Raw genomic sequence first — 18,384 nt, forward strand, 5'->3', positions numbered from 1 at the left:
ATTAACATCCCTAATTACATTATTATTTGTTTCATCCTGGGTATAACCGGGGCTATCCAGGGAAATAACCTGCATAGCCCTTTTAATACAGCGTTGAATTATCAGGATTCGGCGAAGGTTCCGTGTTTCAAGTCATCAACGATGCCGTTCATTCTATTTTCCGTTAAGCCATAAAATTTAATAGAGATAGCGGTAAGAACATAAAAAGCGGAAGGGACTAACGTGAATAACAGCACCACGCCCTGGATGGCTGAGGCTGGCTGCGCCGCGGTATTAGCGGCGTAGTGGTAATAGGCCAGCACCCAGCCAAGAATCGCCCCGCCGACCGCCACGCCCAGCTTAATGACAAAGATATTTGCCGCGACGTTCATACCGGTTATACGCCGCTGGGTTTTCCATTCGCCATAGTTATTGACGTCGGTAATCATCGACCACTGCAGCGCGCCGTTGCCGCCCTGAATGATGGAAATCAGAATATGCACGCCGAGAACCGCAATCCAGTATTGCACCGGCAGCATAAAGCATACGACGCCCAGCGCAGCGGTGAGCAGATTAATCCAGAACGAAAATCTGACCTTACAGAAACGGGTACCGAATGGTTTGGCCAGCACCGACCCCAGCATTGAGGCAAACATGCCGCCGAGCATGAATATCGTAATAACGTCCGAGCCTTTATTCAGCACGTTATTAACGTAATACACCACCGCACCGCCGCGAATGACCACGGCAACCAGCATCATAAAGTTGTAAACGGAAAGAATACGCCACTGATCGTTACGAAAAAGAATTTTCACATCGCGAGCGATATTCAGGTTCTCTTCTTTGATCGGCTGCACGCGTTCTTTGGTGGTGGCAAAGCAGGTAACAAACATCAGGCAGCCAATCACGCCGAATAACGCCATGGAGACCTGAATACCGGTAGCGCGGTCGCCAGGATAGAGAAAATCAGCCAGCGGCAAAATAAACGCGGTACCGAGCGCGCCGCCGATCGGAGTAATGGCAAAACGCCAGGATTGTAGAGAGAGGCTCTCGCGCGGATCGGAGGTCAGGGCCGCCCCCAGCGAGCAATAGGGAATATTAATCGCCGTATACATCAACGTCATGAATATATAAGCCGCAACGGCGTAGACAATTTTCCCCGAGTCGGAAAAGGACGGAATGGAATACACCAGCACGCAGCTCACCGCAAAGGGCACGCAGATCGCCAGCAGCCACGGACGGAAGCGTCCCCAGCGGGTAGAGGTGGCATCAGCAATCGCCCCCATGATCGGATCGGTAATCGCATCCAGCAGACGAACCAGCAAAAACATTGTCCCCATTACGGCGGGCGGCAGGCCATAAATATCGGTATAAAAGTAAGCGAGGATAGCCACGGACGAGTCAAACACGATGTGACTTGCCGCGTCCCCGAGGCTATAGCCTACTTTTTCTCTGACTGAAATTTTGTCGCCAGCGGACATACACCACTCCTTTATGTAAAATGAAACCGGTTTCGGTCATGTCTGCATTTTTTACTTATCCGCTATGCTGGCGCCATTATGTTTTTTTATTAATTATTTATGTTTTTTAATTTATGTGATCCGGTCAACCTTCAGCCGTATTATCCCGAGGCTTTTTGCCTGACAGATCACAGCTTTTATTCCTTTGCGCATTTTTTAATACGCGACAAGTGAAAACAGCACCCGTATATATAAACATCAGCCCGTTCTCTATTTTTCACTTGAGGCAGGAACGGCGTTTTTTATTTATACAAAATATTCACACCGCAAATATAAATCACCTGATTTCATATAATTAAAAATATAATATTGTACTGTTCAGGATATGGCCTCCCGGGTGTCTTCCGAGGCAGGTAATTTCTCTGTTTTACTGCAAAATGTTAGCTTCGACACGCGCAGCGGCGGATATTCGTCTAAGGTTTTCTGATGGCCGAATGCAGTGGCACATAGTCTGCAATGATAAGGAGAACAACCTATGACGAGTCACGTTTCCCGTCGCCCAGCCACCCTGCCCTATGCTCTTCGTCTTGCGCTGGGGGGCGCGTTTGTCGCCCTGGCGACGCTGACGGCTCAGGCTGAAGAAACCCGCCCAATCCCGCAATCACCCGATATTCTGCTTGGTCCGCTATTTAACGATGTGCAAAGCGCAAAACTTTTTTCCGACCAGAAGACGTTTGCCGACGCCATCCCTAACGGCGACCCGCTGATGATCCTGGCCGATTATCGTATGCAGAAAAGTCAGACCAGCTTTGATTTGCGGCACTTCGTCGAGCTCAACTTTACCCTGCCCCGCGAAAACGACCAGTACGTTCCGCCAAAAGGACAAACGCTGCGCCAGCATATCAACGGTTTATGGCCGGTGCTGACCCGCAGCACCGTCGAGGTGGAAAAGTGGGATTCTCTGCTGCCGCTGCCAAAACCCTACGTGGTGCCCGGCGGACGCTTTCGCGAAGTCTATTACTGGGATAGCTACTTCACGATGCTAGGACTAGCGGAGAGCGGCCACTGGGATAAAATTGAAGATATGGTGACTAACTTTGCCGCGGAAATCGACGCCTGGGGCCATATTCCCAACGGCAACCGTACCTACTATCTGAGCCGCTCGCAGCCGCCGTTCTTCCCGTTTATGGTCGAACTGCTGGCCACGCACGATGGCGATGAGGCGCTCAAAAAATGGCTGCCGCAGATGGAGAAAGAGTACCAGTACTGGATGGATGGCGCCGAAGCGCTTGAGCCCGGCGGCGCCAGTAAGCGCGTGGTGCGTATGGCCGATGGTTCGCTGCTGAACCGCTACTGGGATGATAACGACACGCCGCGTCCGGAATCCTGGCTGGACGATGTCACCACCGCTAAAAACAATCCCAACCGCCCGGCCACTGAAATCTACCGCGATCTGCGCTCCGCCGCAGCATCCGGCTGGGACTTCAGCTCCCGCTGGATGGATAATCCGCAGCAGCTCGGCACCATCCGCACCACCTCGATTGTACCGGTCGACCTCAACTCGCTGATGTTCCATATGGAAAAAGCCATCGCCCGCGCCAGTAAAGCAGCTGGCGATAACGCGAAAGCCGCGCAGTACGACGCGTTGGCCAACGCCCGACAGAAAGCGCTGGAGAAATACCTGTGGAACGATAAAGAGGGCTGGTACGCCGATTACGATCTGAAAAGTCATAAGGTGCGCAATCAGCTAACCGCCGCGGCGCTGTTCCCGCTGTACGTCAACGCCTCCTCCAGCGAGCGCGCCGCTAAAGTCGCCGCCGCCACCGAAGCGCGCCTGCTCAAACCCGGCGGCCTGACCACCACGACCGTCAATAGCGGCCAGCAGTGGGATGCGCCGAACGGCTGGGCGCCGCTGCAGTGGGTCGCCGCTGAAGGCCTGCAAAAGTATGGCCAGCAGAAGATCGCAATGGAGGTGAGCTGGCGTTTCCTCAGCAACGTTCAGCATACCTACAACAGCGAACAGAAGCTGGTGGAAAAATATGATGTCAGCTCGACCGGAACCGGCGGCGGTGGCGGAGAGTATCCGCTACAGGACGGCTTTGGCTGGACCAACGGCGTCACCCTGAAGATGCTGGACCTGGTGTGCCCGAAAGAGAACCCCTGTGATTCGGTTCCAGCCACCCGCCCGGCAGCGAATGACGATACCAGTAAGGCGACAGATAAGGCGGCTCAGCCCGCGGCCAACGATCCTGTTGCGCCTGGGGATGAAAAAGCCACCCGGTAAACCTTTGCGCGGCGGGCCCCGCCGCGCATCTTTCTTCATCTTATACGTGTAAGCTGATGACTCCCCGGCAAACGATGCCGGGTGAGAGCCCCCTTACATCGCGTCCAGCGCTTTTTGCAGCTTCCAGATATAGCGCGGCGCCTGCGGAGCCGGGTGTTTCTTCACGACATGCTCAAAAAAATCATCGGCGTCCATATCGTTAATCTCCTCGATCGCATCCTGGCGATTGGACGAGAACGTCCGCAGCAGCGCGCCCGCGCCGTTGGCATAGGAGACGACCACCGCGTAGCGCATCACCTGCGGGTCTTTAATTCCCGCCAGCGGACCGTTTTCGAGAATGCTTAAATAAGCGGCCCCCATGGATATATTACGCTCGGGATTTTTCAGCTCGCTCACCGAAGGATCCCCGCTCCAGCCCATCCGCCGGTAAACATCGCGACCGGAGGTCGAGGGCTTCAGCTGCATCAGGCCAACCGCGCCGGATTTGCTGACCACCGTCGGGTTGCCGCCAGACTCAATGGCGATGATCGCGGTAATCAGCTGCGGGTCAACGCCCCACGCCGCACCGGCTTTTTCGCTGATTGGCATCCACTGCATCGCCCGCTTAACCGGGACTTCCGGGTTCCACGGCGGGTTACGATAATCGTGTTTTGAACTACAACCGGCCAACAATACACATAAAAAAACACACCATCTCAATTTCACACATCTATCCTTATTGGCTGAAGTTTGCCGCACGGAGATGACAATAAACGCTCCAGGCGGCATGATAACCCTTTCATTCTTAGCAAGGAATTGTCATGTCTCAGTTTTATCTCATCGCCCCTTCCGGTTACTGCATCAACCAAGAGGCGGCGTACCGCGGCGTGCAGCGTCTGCAGGAGGCCGGGCATCAGGTCGCGCACCAGCAGGTCATTCCCCGCCGGGCGCTGCGGTTTGCCGGAACTGAGAATGAACGCCTTGACGATATCAACCAGCTCGCCGCCCTCGACGGCAAAAACCGTATCGTGCTGGCGGTACGCGGCGGCTACGGCGCGACTCGCCTGCTGCCGCACATTGACTGGCAGGCGCTGATCGCCCGCCAGCAGCAGGATCCGCTGCTTATTTGCGGCCACAGCGATTTCACCGCCGTTCAGATGGGCCTGCTGGCAAAGGGTAGCATAATCACTTTTAGCGGGCCGATGCTGGCCGGAAACTTCGGCGCCGAAACGCTGAACGAATTTACTGAACACCATTTCTGGCAGGCGCTGCGCGACCCGGCGTTTACCCTCGAATGGCACGGCGAAGGCCCGGACTGCCGCGCCGATGGCACTCTGTGGGGCGGTAACCTGGCGATGTTGACCTCGCTTATCGGCACCGCGTGGATGCCGCAAATTAGCGACGGAATTCTGGTGGTGGAAGATATTAACGAACACCCGTTCCGCGTGGAAAGAATGCTATTACAGCTGCTTAGCAGCGGTATTCTGGCGCGCCAGCGGGCGATTATCCTCGGCAGTTTCACCGGCGCCAATGCTAACGATTACGATGCCGGTTACGATCTGCCGATGGTATACGACTACCTTCGCCAGCAGCTTAACATTCCGGTCATCAGCGGCCTGGATTTTGGCCACGAACAGCGTACTGTCACCCTGCCGCTAGGCGCCAGAGCATTGCTGGTCAACAACGCATCCATCACCACGTTAAGCATCAGCGGCCACCCGGTTCTGGCAGAATAAAAATTCCTCTAACACATATCCCGATCGGCGTCGGATTGTTAAAATGGTGTAGTTTTTAATTTATCTTCACGCCGGTAAGGAGTACGTCAACATTGGACGCCGCTGCGGTCATCAGTCTGTTTATCCTGGGTTCTGTTTTAGTAACCTGTAGCATCTTATTAAGTTCCTTTTCCTCACGCCTCGGCATCCCGATTCTGGTTATCTTCCTGGCGATCGGGATGCTGGCGGGCATTGACGGTATTGGCGGCATTCCGTTCGACAACTACCCTTTCGCTTATATGGTGAGTAACCTGGCGCTGGCGGTTATCCTGCTCGACGGCGGGATGCGCACTCAGGCCAGCTCCTTTCGCGTAGCGCTATGGCCCGCGCTGTCGCTCGCCACGGTCGGGGTGCTGATCACCTCCGCCCTGACCGGACTGATGGCGGCCTGGCTGTTTCATCTCAACCTGATCGAAGGAATGCTGATCGGCGCTATCGTCGGCTCGACCGATGCGGCGGCGGTGTTCTCCCTGCTCGGCGGTAAAGGGCTGAATGAACGCGTCGGCTCAACGCTGGAAATTGAATCCGGCAGCAATGACCCGATGGCGGTGTTCCTGACCATCACCCTTATCGAGATGATTCAGCAGCATGAGACCGGCCTGAGCTGGATGTTCGCGGTGCATATCGTGCAGCAGTTCGGTCTGGGTATCGCTATCGGCCTCGGCGGGGGCTATCTACTGCTGCAGATGATTAACCGCATTGTGCTGCCGGCCGGGCTTTACCCGCTGCTGGCGCTGAGCGGCGGGATCATGATTTTTGCCGCGACCACTTCGCTGGACGGCAGCGGTATTCTCGCGGTCTACCTGTGCGGCTTCCTGCTCGGCAACCGGCCGATTCGCAACCGCCACGGCATCCTGCAAAACTTCGACGGCCTGGCGTGGCTGGCGCAGATCGCCATGTTCCTTGTGCTCGGGCTGCTGGTGACGCCGTCCGACCTGTGGCCTATCGCTATCCCGGCGCTCATTCTGTCGATGTGGATGATCTTTATCGCCCGTCCGCTGTCGGTATTTGCCGGCCTGCTGCCGTTTCGCGGCTTTAACCTGCGCGAACGGATATTTATCAGTTGGGTGGGCCTGCGCGGCGCGGTACCGATTATTCTCGCCGTTTTTCCGATGATGGCCGGTCTGGACAATGCGCGGTTGTTCTTTAACGTGGCTTTCTTCGTGGTGCTGGTGTCGTTGCTTTTACAGGGGACCTCGCTCTCCTGGGCGGCGAAGAAAGCCAAAGTGGTGGTGCCGCCGGTCGGCTCGCCCATCTCTCGCGTCGGGCTGGATATTCACCCGGAAAACCCGTGGGAGCAGTTCGTTTACCAGCTTAGCGCCGAAAAATGGTGCGTCGGCGCAGCGCTGCGCGACCTGCATATGCCGCCGGAAACGCGGATTGCCGCGTTGTTCCGCGACAACGTACTCCTGCATCCTACCGGCAGCACCCGCCTGCTGGAGGGCGATATTCTCTGCGTTATCGGCCGCGAGCGCGATTTACCCGCGCTGGGTAAACTGTTCAGCCAGTCCCCGCCGGTCGCGCTCGATCAGCGCTTCTTTGGTGATTTTATCCTTGACGCTAATGCCAAGTTCGCCGACGTCGCGCAGATTTACGGCATCGATGGCGGAGAGGAGTTCCGCGATCGCCAGCAGTCGCTGGGTGATGTCGTGCAACAGCTGCTGGGCGCCGCGCCGGTCGTCGGCGACCAGGTGGAATTTGCCGGCATGGTGTGGACGGTGGCGGAAAAAGAAGAGGATCATGTCCTGAGGGTGGGCGTACGTATGGCGGGAGATGAGGCGGAGTGATCCGCCTCAGCACATGTTACACCGTCACAACCGGTACGCGCGGCGCCAGCGCGCACATTAACTCATACCCGACGGTGCCGCAGGCGGATGCGACATCGTCGATTTTAATCTCTTTGCCCCACAGCTCGACCGGGGCACCGATCCCTGCCTGCGGGCAGGGAGTCAAATCCACTGCCAGCATATCCATCGAGATGCGCCCTACCGTCGCGGTGCGAACGCCGTCAACCAGCACCGGCGTACCGCTTGGCGCCAGACGCGGGTAGCCATCGGCGTAGCCGCAGGCAACGATGCCGATGCGCCGCTCCTCCGCCGTACGCCAGGTTGCGCCGTAGCCGACCGCTTCACCGGCTTTCAGGTTCTGTACGGCAATAATTTCGCTGCTTAGCGTCATCACCGGCTTCAGCCCGGTGTTGGCCACATCCTGCCACAGGCCGGAAGGCGAAGCGCCGTACAGCACGATCCCCGGCCTCACCCAGTTAAAATGCGACTCCGGATGCCACAGGGTGGCCGCCGAATTCGCCAGCGAGCGCGGGCAATCCAGTCCTTCCGCCGCCTGCTCAATACGCCGCATCGGCTCCACGATGCCGTCCGGGTTTTCCGCTTCGGCAAAATGTGACATTAACGTCATTTCACTGACGTTATGCAGCGCTCGCAGCTGCTGCCAGACGACGTGCAGACGATCCGGCATAAACCCCAGCCGATTCATCCCGCTATTCACCTTGACGTAGATATCGAGCGGCGCGTGCAGCTTCGCCTGCTGCAGCGCCTTGATTTGCCAGTTACTGTGCACGCTGGTGGTCAAACGGTACTTATCAAACAGGGCCAGCTCATCGGCGTGGAAAAAGCCTTCCAGCATCAGTATTGGCCCTTTCCAGCCCAGCTCGCGCAGCAGGATCGCCTCTTCAAGATTCAGCATCGCGAAACCGTCCGCGGCGCTAAGCGCGTTCCAGACCCTCGCCAGACCGTGGCCATAAGCATTGGCTTTGACCACCGCCCACAGGCGCGAACCGGGTGCCGCGCGACGAACAATGTGCTGATTCTGGCGTAAGGCTGACATATCAATGCTGGCCTTTACAGGACGAGACATGAAAGCTCCTTGTTAATTGTGGACGCCATGCAGATGCTGAGCGCGGGCCGGTGTAAAGCCGCGGCCGTAGCGGGCGACGGCAAGATCGTCATACGGGATCGCCGGCGTACGCCCGGAGATCAGGTCGCTAATCAGTTGCCCTGAACCGCAGGCCATGGTCCATCCCAGCGTACCGTGGCCGGTATTCAGCCACAGATTTTTATACGCCGTGCGGCCCACCACCGGCGTACCGTCCGGGGTCATCGGACGCAGTCCGGTCCAGAAGGTCGCCTGTTCAACGTGACCGCCGCGCGGGAACAGATCGCGCACCACCATCTCCAGGGTTTCACGCCGCGGCTGCAGCAGTTCTTTATTAAAACCGACAATTTCCGCCATTCCGCCAACACGAATACGCCTGTCGAAACGGGTGATGGCGATTTTGTACGTTTCATCAAGGATAGTCGATACCGGCGCGCCGTCCTCTTCAGCGATCGGTATGGTCAGCGAATAGCCTTTTAGCGGATAAACCGGAATGTCCACCAGCCCTTTCAGCATGGCCGTCGAATATGAACCGAACGCCATCACGTACGCGTCGGCTTTAATGATTTCAGCGCCGCACTTCACACCGGAGATGAGATCCCCTTCATAGAGCAGTTCATCCACGGGGGTATTAAAACGGAAGGTCACGCCCGCCTGTTCCGCCATCCGGGCCAGACGCGTGGTGAAGAGCTGGCAGTCGCCGGTTTCATCATTGGGTAAGCGTAAACCGCCCGTCAGCTTGTGGCTCACTTCAGCCAGCGCCGGTTCAACTTCCAGCAGGCGGTTCGCCTCCAGCAGCTGATAAGGCACGCCCGCATCCTGCAGCACCGCGATATCGCGTGTGGCATTTTCGAACTGCTTGTTGGTGCGAAAAAGCTGCAGCGTGCCGCCCTGCCGGCCTTCATACTGTATACCGGTACTCTCGCGCAGCGCCTTCAGGCAGTCGCGGCTGTACTCCGCCAGGCGCACCATGCGTCCTTTATTTTCCATATAGTGGCGAGTGTCGCAGTTGCGCAGCATCTGCCACATCCATTTCAGCTGGAACGGGGTGCCATCCAGCCCGATGGCCAGCGGCGCGTGGCGCTGGAACATCCACTTTATCGCCTTCAAAGGTACGCCCGGCGCCGCCCACGGCGCGGCATAGCCGGGAGAGATCTGCCCGGCGTTAGCGGCGCTGGTTTCTTCGGCCGGCCCCGGCTGACGATCGATAACCGTCACTTTATGTCCTGCCTGGCTTAAGTACCAGGCGCTAGCGACTCCTACTACCCCACTTCCCAGTATGACGACGCGCATAGCGGCTCCGTAATCGTTAAAGAACAATCATCTGATTACAAATTGATAACTCAGATGAAAATATTATTCAACATACGCTTTATTTATGGTGACTTATCTCACAGGGTTCTGCGCCAGCGCAGCCCCCGTCGGTTTACCATCTCCTGCTGCGCCTCATTTTTCTACAGAATAAAATTCTGTTTAAATCGTGGAATATCGCGTTTCAGATGGTGAAATCGCGAAGAAAAGAAAATGCGGATGGACGCAGTTTGCGACGCCGTGTTCTATGCTTGTTAAGAGGTTTTCCGTACAGAGAGAACCATCAACAACGAGGGCGCGCTAATGGCTACGATTGATTCCATGAACAAGGACACAACCCGTTTAAGCGATGGACCCGACTGGACTTTTGAGCTGCTGGAGACCTATCTGGCAGAAGTCGACCGGGTGGCGAAGCTGTATCGTCTTGACACCTATCCGCACCAAATCGAAGTCATTACTTCTGAACAGATGATGGATGCCTACTCCAGCGTCGGGATGCCGATTAACTATCCGCACTGGTCGTTCGGTAAAAAATTCATTGAGACCGAACAGGCCTATAAGCACGGTCAACAGGGACTGGCCTATGAAATCGTCATTAACTCCAACCCCTGTATCGCCTATTTGATGGAAGAGAACACCATCACCATGCAAGCGCTGGTCATGGCGCACGCCTGTTACGGGCATAACTCGTTTTTCAAAAATAACTACCTCTTTCGCAGCTGGACCGACGCCAGTTCAATCATCGACTATCTCATCTTCGCGCGGAAATACATCACCGAATGTGAAGAGCGCTATGGCGTAGATGAAGTCGAGAAGCTGCTCGACTCCTGCCACGCCCTGATGAATTACGGCGTTGACCGCTATAAACGTCCGCAGAAAATCTCCCTGCAGGAGGAGAAGGCGCGGCAAAAAAGCCGGGAAGAGTATCTCCAGAGTCAGGTGAATATGCTGTGGCGCACCCTACCAAAGCGCGAAGAGGAAAGGACGATTGAGGCGGCGCGCCGCTATCCTTCAGAGCCGCAGGAAAATCTGCTCTATTTTATGGAGAAAAACGCGCCGCTGCTGGAACCCTGGCAGCGTGAAATCCTGCGCATCGTGCGCAAGGTCAGCCAGTATTTTTATCCGCAGAAGCAGACTCAGGTCATGAACGAAGGCTGGGCGACCTTCTGGCATTACACCATCCTTAATCATCTCTATGACGAAGGAAAAGTGACAGAGCGCTTTATGCTGGAGTTTCTGCACAGTCACACCAACGTAGTGTTCCAGCCGCCCTATAACAGCCAGTGGTACAGCGGCATTAACCCCTACGCGCTGGGTTTCGCCATGTTCCAGGATATCAAACGTATTTGTCAGTCGCCGACGGAAGAGGACCGATACTGGTTCCCGGATATTGCCGGTTCAGACTGGCTTGAAACCCTACACTTCGCGATGCGCGACTTCAAAGATGAGAGCTTTATCAGCCAGTTCCTGTCGCCGAAAATCATGCGTGATTTCCGCTTCTTTACCGTGCTCGATGACGATCACAACAACTATCTGGAAATATCCGCTATTCATAATGAAGAGGGATATCGTGAGATTCGTTCGAAGCTTTCAGCGCAGTACAACCTGAGCAACCTCGAGCCGAATATTCAGGTATGGAACGTTGACCTGCGCGGCGACCGCTCGCTCACCCTGCGCTATGTGCCGCATAACCGCGTGCCGCTGGATAAAGGCCGTCGAGAGGTGCTTAAACACGTCCACCGCCTGTGGGGGTTTGACGTTCTTCTTGAGCAGCAAAACGCCGATGGTAGCGTTGAGCTGCTAGAACGCACGCCGCCGCGGCCCAATCCGCTGTAGCGCCTGATAAGCAAAACGCCCGGTGATAGCGCCGGGCGTTTTTTATTCATTGGCGGGTCTAGCGCATATTAATCGCCAGGTCACCCGGCAAATTCTTCTGCATACGGTGCCAGATCTCACCGCTGTCATGCCCGTAGCGGCGCACGATTTCATAAACCTGTTCATGAAGCTTTTCTTCACATACCTTCGCCAGCTGGTGATAGAAGCCGAGCGCCAGGCTACGCGCTTCCGGGTTGGCAAAATAGTGACGGCCAATCCGAGTGTATAAGCCTTTCATTCCATTGAGGATAAGGCCGTAAATGGGATTTCCTGAAGCAAAGGCCAGACCGCGGAAAATGTTATAATCGAGTTCAGCAAAAGCGTCGGCGTGATCTTCAATTTCACGCGCGCTCGCCAGAACTTCCAGCGCCTTGTCAGGATGCTGGCGGAAAGCGGTACGGATAAAAATCGTCGAAATATTGGTTCGTACGGACAGCAGATTATCAATCAACTGGGGTACGCTGTCATGATCGAGACGCGCCAGGGTTTCGAGAATATTCAGGCCTGAAGTTTCCCAGAAGTTGTTCACCTTGGTAGGCTTACCGTGCTGAATGGTTAACCAGCCATCGCGCGCCAGACGCTGCAACACTTCACGTAAGGTTGTACGGGTAACACCAATCAGTTCAGAAAGTTCACGTTCAGCGGGAAGAATTGAACCAGGAGGAAAGCGGTTATTCCAGATACTTTCAATGATGTACTCTTCAGCGAAACCCGCAGGGCTTTGCGCCTTAATGACCATAATAAGATTTCCATTACACAGCGTTGCTATTCGACTCATCATACCAGAGCGGCCATAAGGCAGATAGCGCCAGAAAGTAATTAAAAAGGGATCGCCGTTTCATTTTCAACTTTTCATTTCACACTATCTACGGCTAAAGAATGTGATGCGAAGAAAGTTGCGCCCTGTTTTGCGCAACTGGTAATCTTGCGTATAGTTACGCATAAAATCATGTTTCAGAATTTGGCGGAGAAAGGATGTCTGTCGTGGAAATGTCGTATGGCCGCGCCCTGTGGCGCAATTTTCTTGGTCAGTCCCCGGACTGGTACAAACTCACTCTTATCATTTTCTTAATCGTTAATCCGCTGGTCTTTTATCTTCATCCGTTTTTTGCCGGATGGCTGCTGGTTATCGAATTTATTTTCACCCTGGCGATGGCGCTCAAATGTTATCCGCTGCTGCCGGGCGGCCTGCTGGCAATCGAAGCTGTATTTATCGGGATGACCACGCCCGGGCATATTCGCGAAGAAGTTGCCGCTAATCTTGAAGTCCTGCTGCTGCTGATGTTTATGGTGGCGGGGATCTACTTCATGAAGCAACTGCTGCTGTTCATCTTCACCCGTTTGCTGCTTGGCATCCGCAGCAAAATGCTGCTGTCGCTGGCCTTTTGCATCGCGTCCGCTTTCCTCTCCGCCTTCCTCGACGCGCTGACCGTTGTCGCGGTCGTGATCAGCGTTGCCGTGGGTTTCTACGGTATTTATCACAAAGTCGCTTCGGCGCGGCCGGACGATGACAATATGCTCGACGACAGCCATATTGAGCAGCACTATCGCGATGTCCTGGAGCAGTTTCGCGGCTTCCTGCGCAGCCTGATGATGCACGCCGGGGTCGGCACCGCGCTCGGCGGCGTAATGACGATGGTCGGCGAACCGCAGAATCTCATTATCGCCAAAGCCGCGGGCTGGCACTTCGGCGAATTTTTCATGCGGATGCTGCCGATAAGCTTACCGGTGCTGCTCGGTGGCCTGCTCACCTGCATGATGCTTGAGAAATTCCGCCTGTTTGGCTACGGCGAACCGCTGCCGCCAACGGTGCGTAAAGTCCTCCAGGATTTTGACGATCGTAGCCGTCTGAGCCGCAGCCGTCAGGATCGCCTGCGTCTTATCGCCCAGGGGGTTATCGGCGTTTGGCTAATCATCGCCCTGGCGCTACACCTTGCGGAAGTCGGCCTGATTGGCCTGTCGGTTATCATTCTGGCGACCACGTTCTCCGGGGTCACCGATGAACACGCCATCGGCAAAGCGTTTACCGAAGCGCTACCGTTTACCGCGCTGCTGACGGTCTTTTTCGCCGTTGTGGCGGTGATTATCGATCAACACCTGTTTGCGCCGGTGATCGAATTTGTTCTCCAGGCCTCGCCGCACGCCCAGCTGTCGCTGTTTTACCTGTTTAACGGCCTGCTGTCGTCGATTTCGGATAACGTCTTCGTCGGCACCGTCTATATCAACGAGGTCAAGTCTGCGCTGGAGCAGGGAACCATCAGTTTGTCGCAGTTCGAGCTGCTGGCAGTCGCGATCAATACCGGCACCAACCTGCCATCGGTCGCCACGCCGAACGGTCAGGCCGCTTTTCTATTCCTGCTGACTTCCGCGCTGGCCCCGCTGATTCGTCTCTCCTACGGCCGTATGGTGTGGATGGCGCTGCCGTATACCATCGTTCTGACCCTGGTCGGACTGGCATGCGTCGAGTTTACCTTGATGCCGGCTACCCAGTGGATGCTGGAGCATGGTTGGCTGGTGACGCCTCAGTTGCTCAAATAAAAAAGCAATGCCCGGATCAAAAACCCGGGTATTCTATATTCGCTTACGTAATATTTTCAGACTAGCTGCTGGCGTCGCTTCGGTTTTCGTTTACACTGCCATGATTTAGCATGTTCCAGGGAAATGATTATGTTGCGATATTTAAACCAGTGCTCAAGGGGACGCGGTGCCTGGCTCCTGATGGCGCTAACCGCGTTTATTCTTGAATTGGTTGCTTTGTGGTTCCAGCACGTCATGCTGCTGCAACCCTGCGTACTGTGTATTTACGAACGCTGTGCGCTATTTGGCATTATGGGGGCGGGCATTGTTGGCGCCATCGCGCCGAAATCGCCTCTGCGCTATGTGGCGATAATTATCTGGCTCTACAGCGCCGTGCGCGGACTGCAGCTGGCATGGGAACACACCATGATTCAGCTTCACCCTTCCCCCTTCCAGACCTGCGATTTCGCCGCCCGTTTCCCAACGTGGCTGCCGCTGGATAAATGGCTGCCTCAGGTCTTCGTCGCGACCGGTGACTGCTCCGTGCGCCAGTGGGAATTCCTGACGCTGGAAATGCCGCAGTGGCTGGTCGGCATCTTCGCCGCCTATCTGGTTGTCGGCGCGCTGGTGCTTATCGCTCAGCCGTTTAAACCTAAAAAACGCGATCTGTTCGGTCGCTAAAAACGATTGCTGATAAAACGCTCCTCCGGGAGCGTTTTTTTTGCCCGCGCGTTGACGTCAGTTAGATAAAGATGCATATTAAATGCATCTTATAGATATCAACCAAGGAGCAAATCATGTCTCATCTGCGTATTCCCGCTAGCTGGAAAGTAAAACGCTCCACGCCATTCTTTACCAAACAGACTGTCCCTGCCGCTCTATTGACGCATCACAACACCGCTGCGGGTGTTTTCGGCCAGCTTTGCGTGATGGAAGGCACGGTAACCTACTATGGTTTCGCCGATGAACAGGCGACAGAACCGGAGGCAAAAGTGGTGATCAACGCCGGGCAGTTCGCAACCAGCCCGCCGCAGTACTGGCACCGCATTGAGCTCAGCGACGACGCGCAGTTCAATATTAACTTTTGGGTTGCTGACGACACCGACGGTGAAAGCGGGCTGTTCCACGCGAAGAAAAACTAACTGAGCGCCTACTGCGCCCAGTCTGGTTTATTTAAAATATGATCCTGCCAGTCAACCACGGTGGCTTCTTTCACCGCAATATGGCGCACCGAGATGCGTTCGCCATGCATCGCCGCCTTCGAACCGGTTAACAGCGGGTGCCAGTGCGGCAGCGGTTGACCTTCCGCCAGCAGACGATAGGCGCAGGTCGGCGGCAGCCATTCAAACGTAGGCAGGTTGTCGCGGGTTAGCTTAATGCAGTCCGGTTCATATTCGAAACGGCGCTCATAGTTACGGCACTGGCAGGTTTTGATATTCAGCTGACGGCAGGCGACGTTGGTGAAATAGATTTCGTCGGTATCCTCATCCATCAGCTTATGCAGGCAGCACTGTCCGCAGCCGTCGCAAAGTGATTCCCACTCCGCATCGCTCATTTCATCCAGTGTTTTTTGTTGCCAGAAAGGTTGTTCGCTCATTGGGATGTCCGTCATTGCAATTCAGGGTGCACCTTATAACCAGTCTGGCACGCCGTTGCAAGTTTTGCCGCCCGGAGATGGCGGCAAGAGGTCGTTACAGTACGCGGGTGGTCAGCGATAAGCCGTTAAAACCCACTTCCAACTCGTCGCCGCTGGCGAGCGGCCCCACGCCTTCCGGGGTACCGGTCAGCACCACATCACCGGCTTTCAGGGTGAAGAAGCGCGACATATAGGCGATCAGCGGCACAATTTTATGAATCATGTCGGCCGTGGTGCCCTGCTGGCGCACCTCGCCATTTACCTTCAGGCTCAGCGGCGTATTCTGCGCGTCGCCGTGAAATTCGGCGGCGGGAATAAACCCGGAAATCGGACAGGCGTTATCAAAGCCTTTCGCCTTTTCCCACGGCTGACCGGCCTTTTTCAGTTTACCCTGCAGATCGCGCAGGGTGAGGTCCAGCGCCACGCCATAGCCGGCAATGGCTTTGAGCACGTGATCTTCCGTCGCCTGACGCAGCGTGCCGCCAATCAGCACCGCCAGCTCAACTTCATGGTGCACCGAACCCAGGCCCTCAGGAAGCACCAACGGCTGGCGGATATCGCATAGCGCCGTCTCAGGTTTAATAAACAGCACCGGCTCTTCCGGCGTCGCACTGCCCATCTCCTTGATGTGTTTTGCATAGTTGCTGCCCACGCAAACCACTTTGCTTACCGGATAATCCAGTAGCGCACCCTGCCAGTTATGATGTTGGTACATTTTTTACCTCTGTGGGTTAATCAGATTTATTCCCCTGTTCCGCCAGGTGTTTCTTGAGTAAATTTTCAGATGGCGGAGGGAGTTGAAGGTAATAGCCCTGATCGGTCAGCGCCTGCTTCACTTTATCCAAATCGGCGTGGATGAGTTTTTTTCGTCCATCAAGCGGCAGAATCATTGCCAGTTTAGGCGTACCGAAGCTATACATTAATTCGTCAGGAACGCGGGAGAAATCGTCCTTTTTTTCGACATATAAATAGGTTTGTTCACGTTTAGTACTTCGATAGATCACACAAAACATAGTTTTACTCGGAATTAGACCTGCGGTCACTTGCCTCTATATATGAGTGACTATAACATGCCTTTTAGTCTTCGGAATATCACCGCACTTCAGCGAGTGATAAACAGCAAATTGAGTAAGGCCAGGATGTCAAATACGCCAATCGAACTTAAGGGCAGTAGCTTCACCTTATCTGTGGTTCATTTGCACGATGCAAATCCCGAGGTTATTCGTCAGGCGTTAGAAGACAAAATCGCCCAGGCTCCCGCCTTTTTACGTCATGCCCCCGTGGTAGTGAATATCAGCAGCATTGAAGATGACGTCGACTGGCGCCCTCTCCATGAAGCTATTGCGGCCACCGGGCTGCGTATTATGGGCGTAAGCGGATGTAAACTTCCTCGGTTGAAAACCGAAATTGACCGCGCCGGGATACCGTTATTAACCGAAGGGAAAGAAAAAACCACCCGTCAGGCCCCGCCAGAACCTGTCGCACCGCCGCCAGTTGTTAATCAGATCACAAAAACGCGTTTGATTGATCAGCCGGTACGTTCCGGTCAGCGTATTTATGCGCCACACTGTGATCTAATTGTTACAAACCATGTGAGTGCCGGGGCTGAACTTATTGCCGATGGTAATATCCATGTATATGGCATGATGCGGGGACGAGCGCTTGCCGGCGCTGGTGGCGACAGAGAAGCCCAAATATTTTGTACGAACCTCTCGGCGGAACTGGTTTCCATCGCTGGGGAATACTGGCTGAGTGATAACATTCCGGCCGAATTTTATGGCAAAGCGGCACGTCTACGTTTAGACGATAGCGCTTTGACGATTCAATCGTTGAATTAATCCCTTTTTAACAAGGAATTTCTATGGCACGCATTATTGTTGTGACTTCGGGTAAAGGAGGCGTTGGCAAGACCACCTCCAGCGCGGCCATCGCTACTGGTTTGGCCCAGAAGGGAAAGAAAACGGTCGTTATCGACTTCGACATCGGCCTGCGTAACCTTGACCTGATCATGGGCTGTGAACGCCGGGTCGTTTATGACTTCGTCAACGTCATCCAGGGCGATGCCACGCTGAACCAGGCGCTTATCAAAGACAAGCGCACGGAGAACCTCTATATCCTCCCGGCCTCCCAGACGCGTGACAAAGACGCCCTGACCCGTGAAGGCGTAGACAAAGTTCTCGAAGAACTGAAAAAAATGGATTTTGATTTTATCGTCTGTGACTCCCCTGCAGGCATCGAAACCGGTGCGCTGATGGCGTTGTACTTCGCTGATGAAGCCATTATCACCACCAACCCGGAAGTCTCCTCCGTTCGCGACTCCGACCGTATCCTCGGCATCCTGGCCTCTAAATCCCGCCGTGCGGAAAAAGGTGAAGATCCGATTAAAGAGCATCTGCTGCTGACCCGCTATAACCCAGGCCGCGTCAACAAAGGCGACATGCTGAGCATGGAAGACGTGCTGGAAATTCTGCGCATCAATCTGGTGGGCGTGATTCCGGAAGATCAGTCCGTGTTGCGCGCGTCTAACCAGGGCGAACCGGTTATTCTGGATGATACCTCGGACGCGGGCAAAGCCTATGCCGATACCGTTGAACGTCTGCTCGGAGAAGAACGTCCTTTCCGCTTCGTAGAAGAAGAGAAGAAAGGTTTCCTCAAACGCCTGTTCGGAGGATAAAT

General features: G+C 55.0%; 16 protein-coding genes and 1 pseudogene. 9 read left to right on the top strand and 8 right to left on the bottom strand.

The features are described 5' to 3' along the window. Nucleotides 1-101: 101 nt before the first annotated feature. Nucleotides 102-1,460, bottom strand: a complete 1,359-nt coding sequence (locus tag KCG39_RS08010; protein WP_004121943.1) for a glycoside-pentoside-hexuronide (GPH):cation symporter — start codon at nucleotides 1,458-1,460, stop codon at nucleotides 102-104. A 514-nt stretch (nucleotides 1,461-1,974) separates the two neighbouring features. Between KCG39_RS08010 and KCG39_RS08015 the strand changes: the two genes are divergently transcribed. After that, entirely contained in the window at nucleotides 1,975-3,723 is a 1,749-nt protein-coding gene (locus KCG39_RS08015) for an alpha,alpha-trehalase (protein ID WP_142468177.1), read from the top strand. Nucleotides 3,724-3,816: 93 nt separating this feature from the next. Here KCG39_RS08015 and emtA read toward each other — a convergent pair whose 3' ends face one another. Continuing rightward, entirely contained in the window at nucleotides 3,817-4,428 is a 612-nt protein-coding gene (emtA, locus tag KCG39_RS08020; RefSeq protein WP_009651970.1) for a membrane-bound lytic murein transglycosylase EmtA, read from the bottom strand. 95 nt (nucleotides 4,429-4,523) lie between these two features. On the opposite strand from emtA, the gene ldcA reads away from it, so the two are divergent. Together ldcA and KCG39_RS08030 are read left to right on the top strand one after the other, a co-directional pair. Further along, nucleotides 4,524-5,438, top strand: a complete 915-nt coding sequence (gene ldcA / locus KCG39_RS08025; RefSeq protein WP_049114350.1) for a muramoyltetrapeptide carboxypeptidase — start codon at nucleotides 4,524-4,526, stop codon at nucleotides 5,436-5,438. 92 nt (nucleotides 5,439-5,530) lie between these two features. After that, nucleotides 5,531-7,198 (top strand): annotated as a pseudogene (locus KCG39_RS08030) (potassium/proton antiporter); the annotation flags it as partial. Between the two features lie 82 nt (nucleotides 7,199-7,280). Here KCG39_RS08030 and dadX read toward each other — a convergent pair. Further along, a complete protein-coding gene (dadX, locus tag KCG39_RS08035) occupies nucleotides 7,281-8,351 on the bottom strand; it encodes a catabolic alanine racemase DadX (protein WP_004121954.1) in 1,071 nt (356 codons plus the stop codon). Nucleotides 8,352-8,363: 12 nt separating this feature from the next. After that, nucleotides 8,364-9,662 carry a D-amino acid dehydrogenase gene (locus tag KCG39_RS08040; RefSeq protein ID WP_004121958.1) on the bottom strand — a complete coding sequence of 433 codons (1,299 nt, stop codon included), beginning with the start codon at nucleotides 9,660-9,662 and terminating at the stop codon, nucleotides 8,364-8,366. A 321-nt stretch (nucleotides 9,663-9,983) separates the two neighbouring features. On the opposite strand from KCG39_RS08040, the gene KCG39_RS08045 reads away from it, so the two are divergent. Next, on the top strand, nucleotides 9,984-11,516 hold the full coding sequence (locus KCG39_RS08045; RefSeq protein ID WP_004121961.1) for a SpoVR family protein: 1,533 nt from the start codon (nucleotides 9,984-9,986) through the stop codon (nucleotides 11,514-11,516). Nucleotides 11,517-11,574: 58 nt separating this feature from the next. Here the strand turns inward: KCG39_RS08045 and fadR are convergent, their stop codons facing one another. Then, nucleotides 11,575-12,294 (bottom strand): fatty acid metabolism transcriptional regulator FadR, encoded by a 720-nt coding sequence (gene fadR / locus KCG39_RS08050; protein WP_004121962.1) that lies wholly within the window; start codon nucleotides 12,292-12,294, stop codon nucleotides 11,575-11,577. Nucleotides 12,295-12,539: 245 nt separating this feature from the next. Between fadR and nhaB the strand changes: the two genes are divergently transcribed. The 3 genes from nhaB (at nucleotide 12,540) to KCG39_RS08065 (ending at nucleotide 15,214) form a co-directional block, all read left to right on the top strand. Next, complete coding sequence (gene nhaB / locus KCG39_RS08055; protein WP_032742139.1) at nucleotides 12,540-14,093, top strand: sodium/proton antiporter NhaB; 1,554 nt, start codon at nucleotides 12,540-12,542, stop codon at nucleotides 14,091-14,093. 129 nt (nucleotides 14,094-14,222) lie between these two features. Then, nucleotides 14,223-14,753: a disulfide bond formation protein DsbB gene (gene dsbB / locus KCG39_RS08060; RefSeq protein WP_004121964.1), complete on the top strand. Its 531-nt coding sequence runs from the start codon at nucleotides 14,223-14,225 to the stop codon at nucleotides 14,751-14,753. Nucleotides 14,754-14,869: 116 nt separating this feature from the next. Then, a complete protein-coding gene (locus KCG39_RS08065) occupies nucleotides 14,870-15,214 on the top strand; it encodes a TehB family protein (RefSeq protein WP_004121965.1) in 345 nt (114 codons plus the stop codon). An 8-nt stretch (nucleotides 15,215-15,222) separates the two neighbouring features. Here the strand turns inward: KCG39_RS08065 and KCG39_RS08070 are convergent, their stop codons facing one another. From KCG39_RS08070 to KCG39_RS08080, 3 genes are all read right to left on the bottom strand, one after another. Further along, nucleotides 15,223-15,669, bottom strand: coding sequence for a YcgN family cysteine cluster protein (locus KCG39_RS08070; protein ID WP_004121966.1), 447 nt, complete (start codon nucleotides 15,667-15,669; stop codon nucleotides 15,223-15,225). A gap of 94 nt (nucleotides 15,670-15,763) precedes the next feature. Next, entirely contained in the window at nucleotides 15,764-16,423 is a 660-nt protein-coding gene (locus tag KCG39_RS08075) for a fumarylacetoacetate hydrolase family protein (RefSeq protein ID WP_004121967.1), read from the bottom strand. A gap of 16 nt (nucleotides 16,424-16,439) precedes the next feature. Continuing rightward, nucleotides 16,440-16,721, bottom strand: a complete 282-nt coding sequence (locus KCG39_RS08080) for a YcgL domain-containing protein (RefSeq protein ID WP_004121968.1) — start codon at nucleotides 16,719-16,721, stop codon at nucleotides 16,440-16,442. Nucleotides 16,722-16,847: 126 nt separating this feature from the next. Between KCG39_RS08080 and minC the strand changes: the two genes are divergently transcribed. Both minC and minD read left to right on the top strand, forming a co-directional pair. Then, nucleotides 16,848-17,546, top strand: coding sequence for a septum site-determining protein MinC (gene minC / locus KCG39_RS08085; RefSeq protein WP_004121969.1), 699 nt, complete (start codon nucleotides 16,848-16,850; stop codon nucleotides 17,544-17,546). A gap of 23 nt (nucleotides 17,547-17,569) precedes the next feature. After that, nucleotides 17,570-18,382 (top strand): septum site-determining protein MinD, encoded by an 813-nt coding sequence (gene minD, locus KCG39_RS08090; protein ID WP_004121970.1) that lies wholly within the window; start codon nucleotides 17,570-17,572, stop codon nucleotides 18,380-18,382. The last annotated feature ends 2 nt before the right edge of the window (nucleotides 18,383-18,384 follow it).

This window comes from Klebsiella pasteurii, assembly GCF_018139045.1.
Taxonomy (GTDB): domain Bacteria; phylum Pseudomonadota; class Gammaproteobacteria; order Enterobacterales; family Enterobacteriaceae; genus Klebsiella; species Klebsiella grimontii.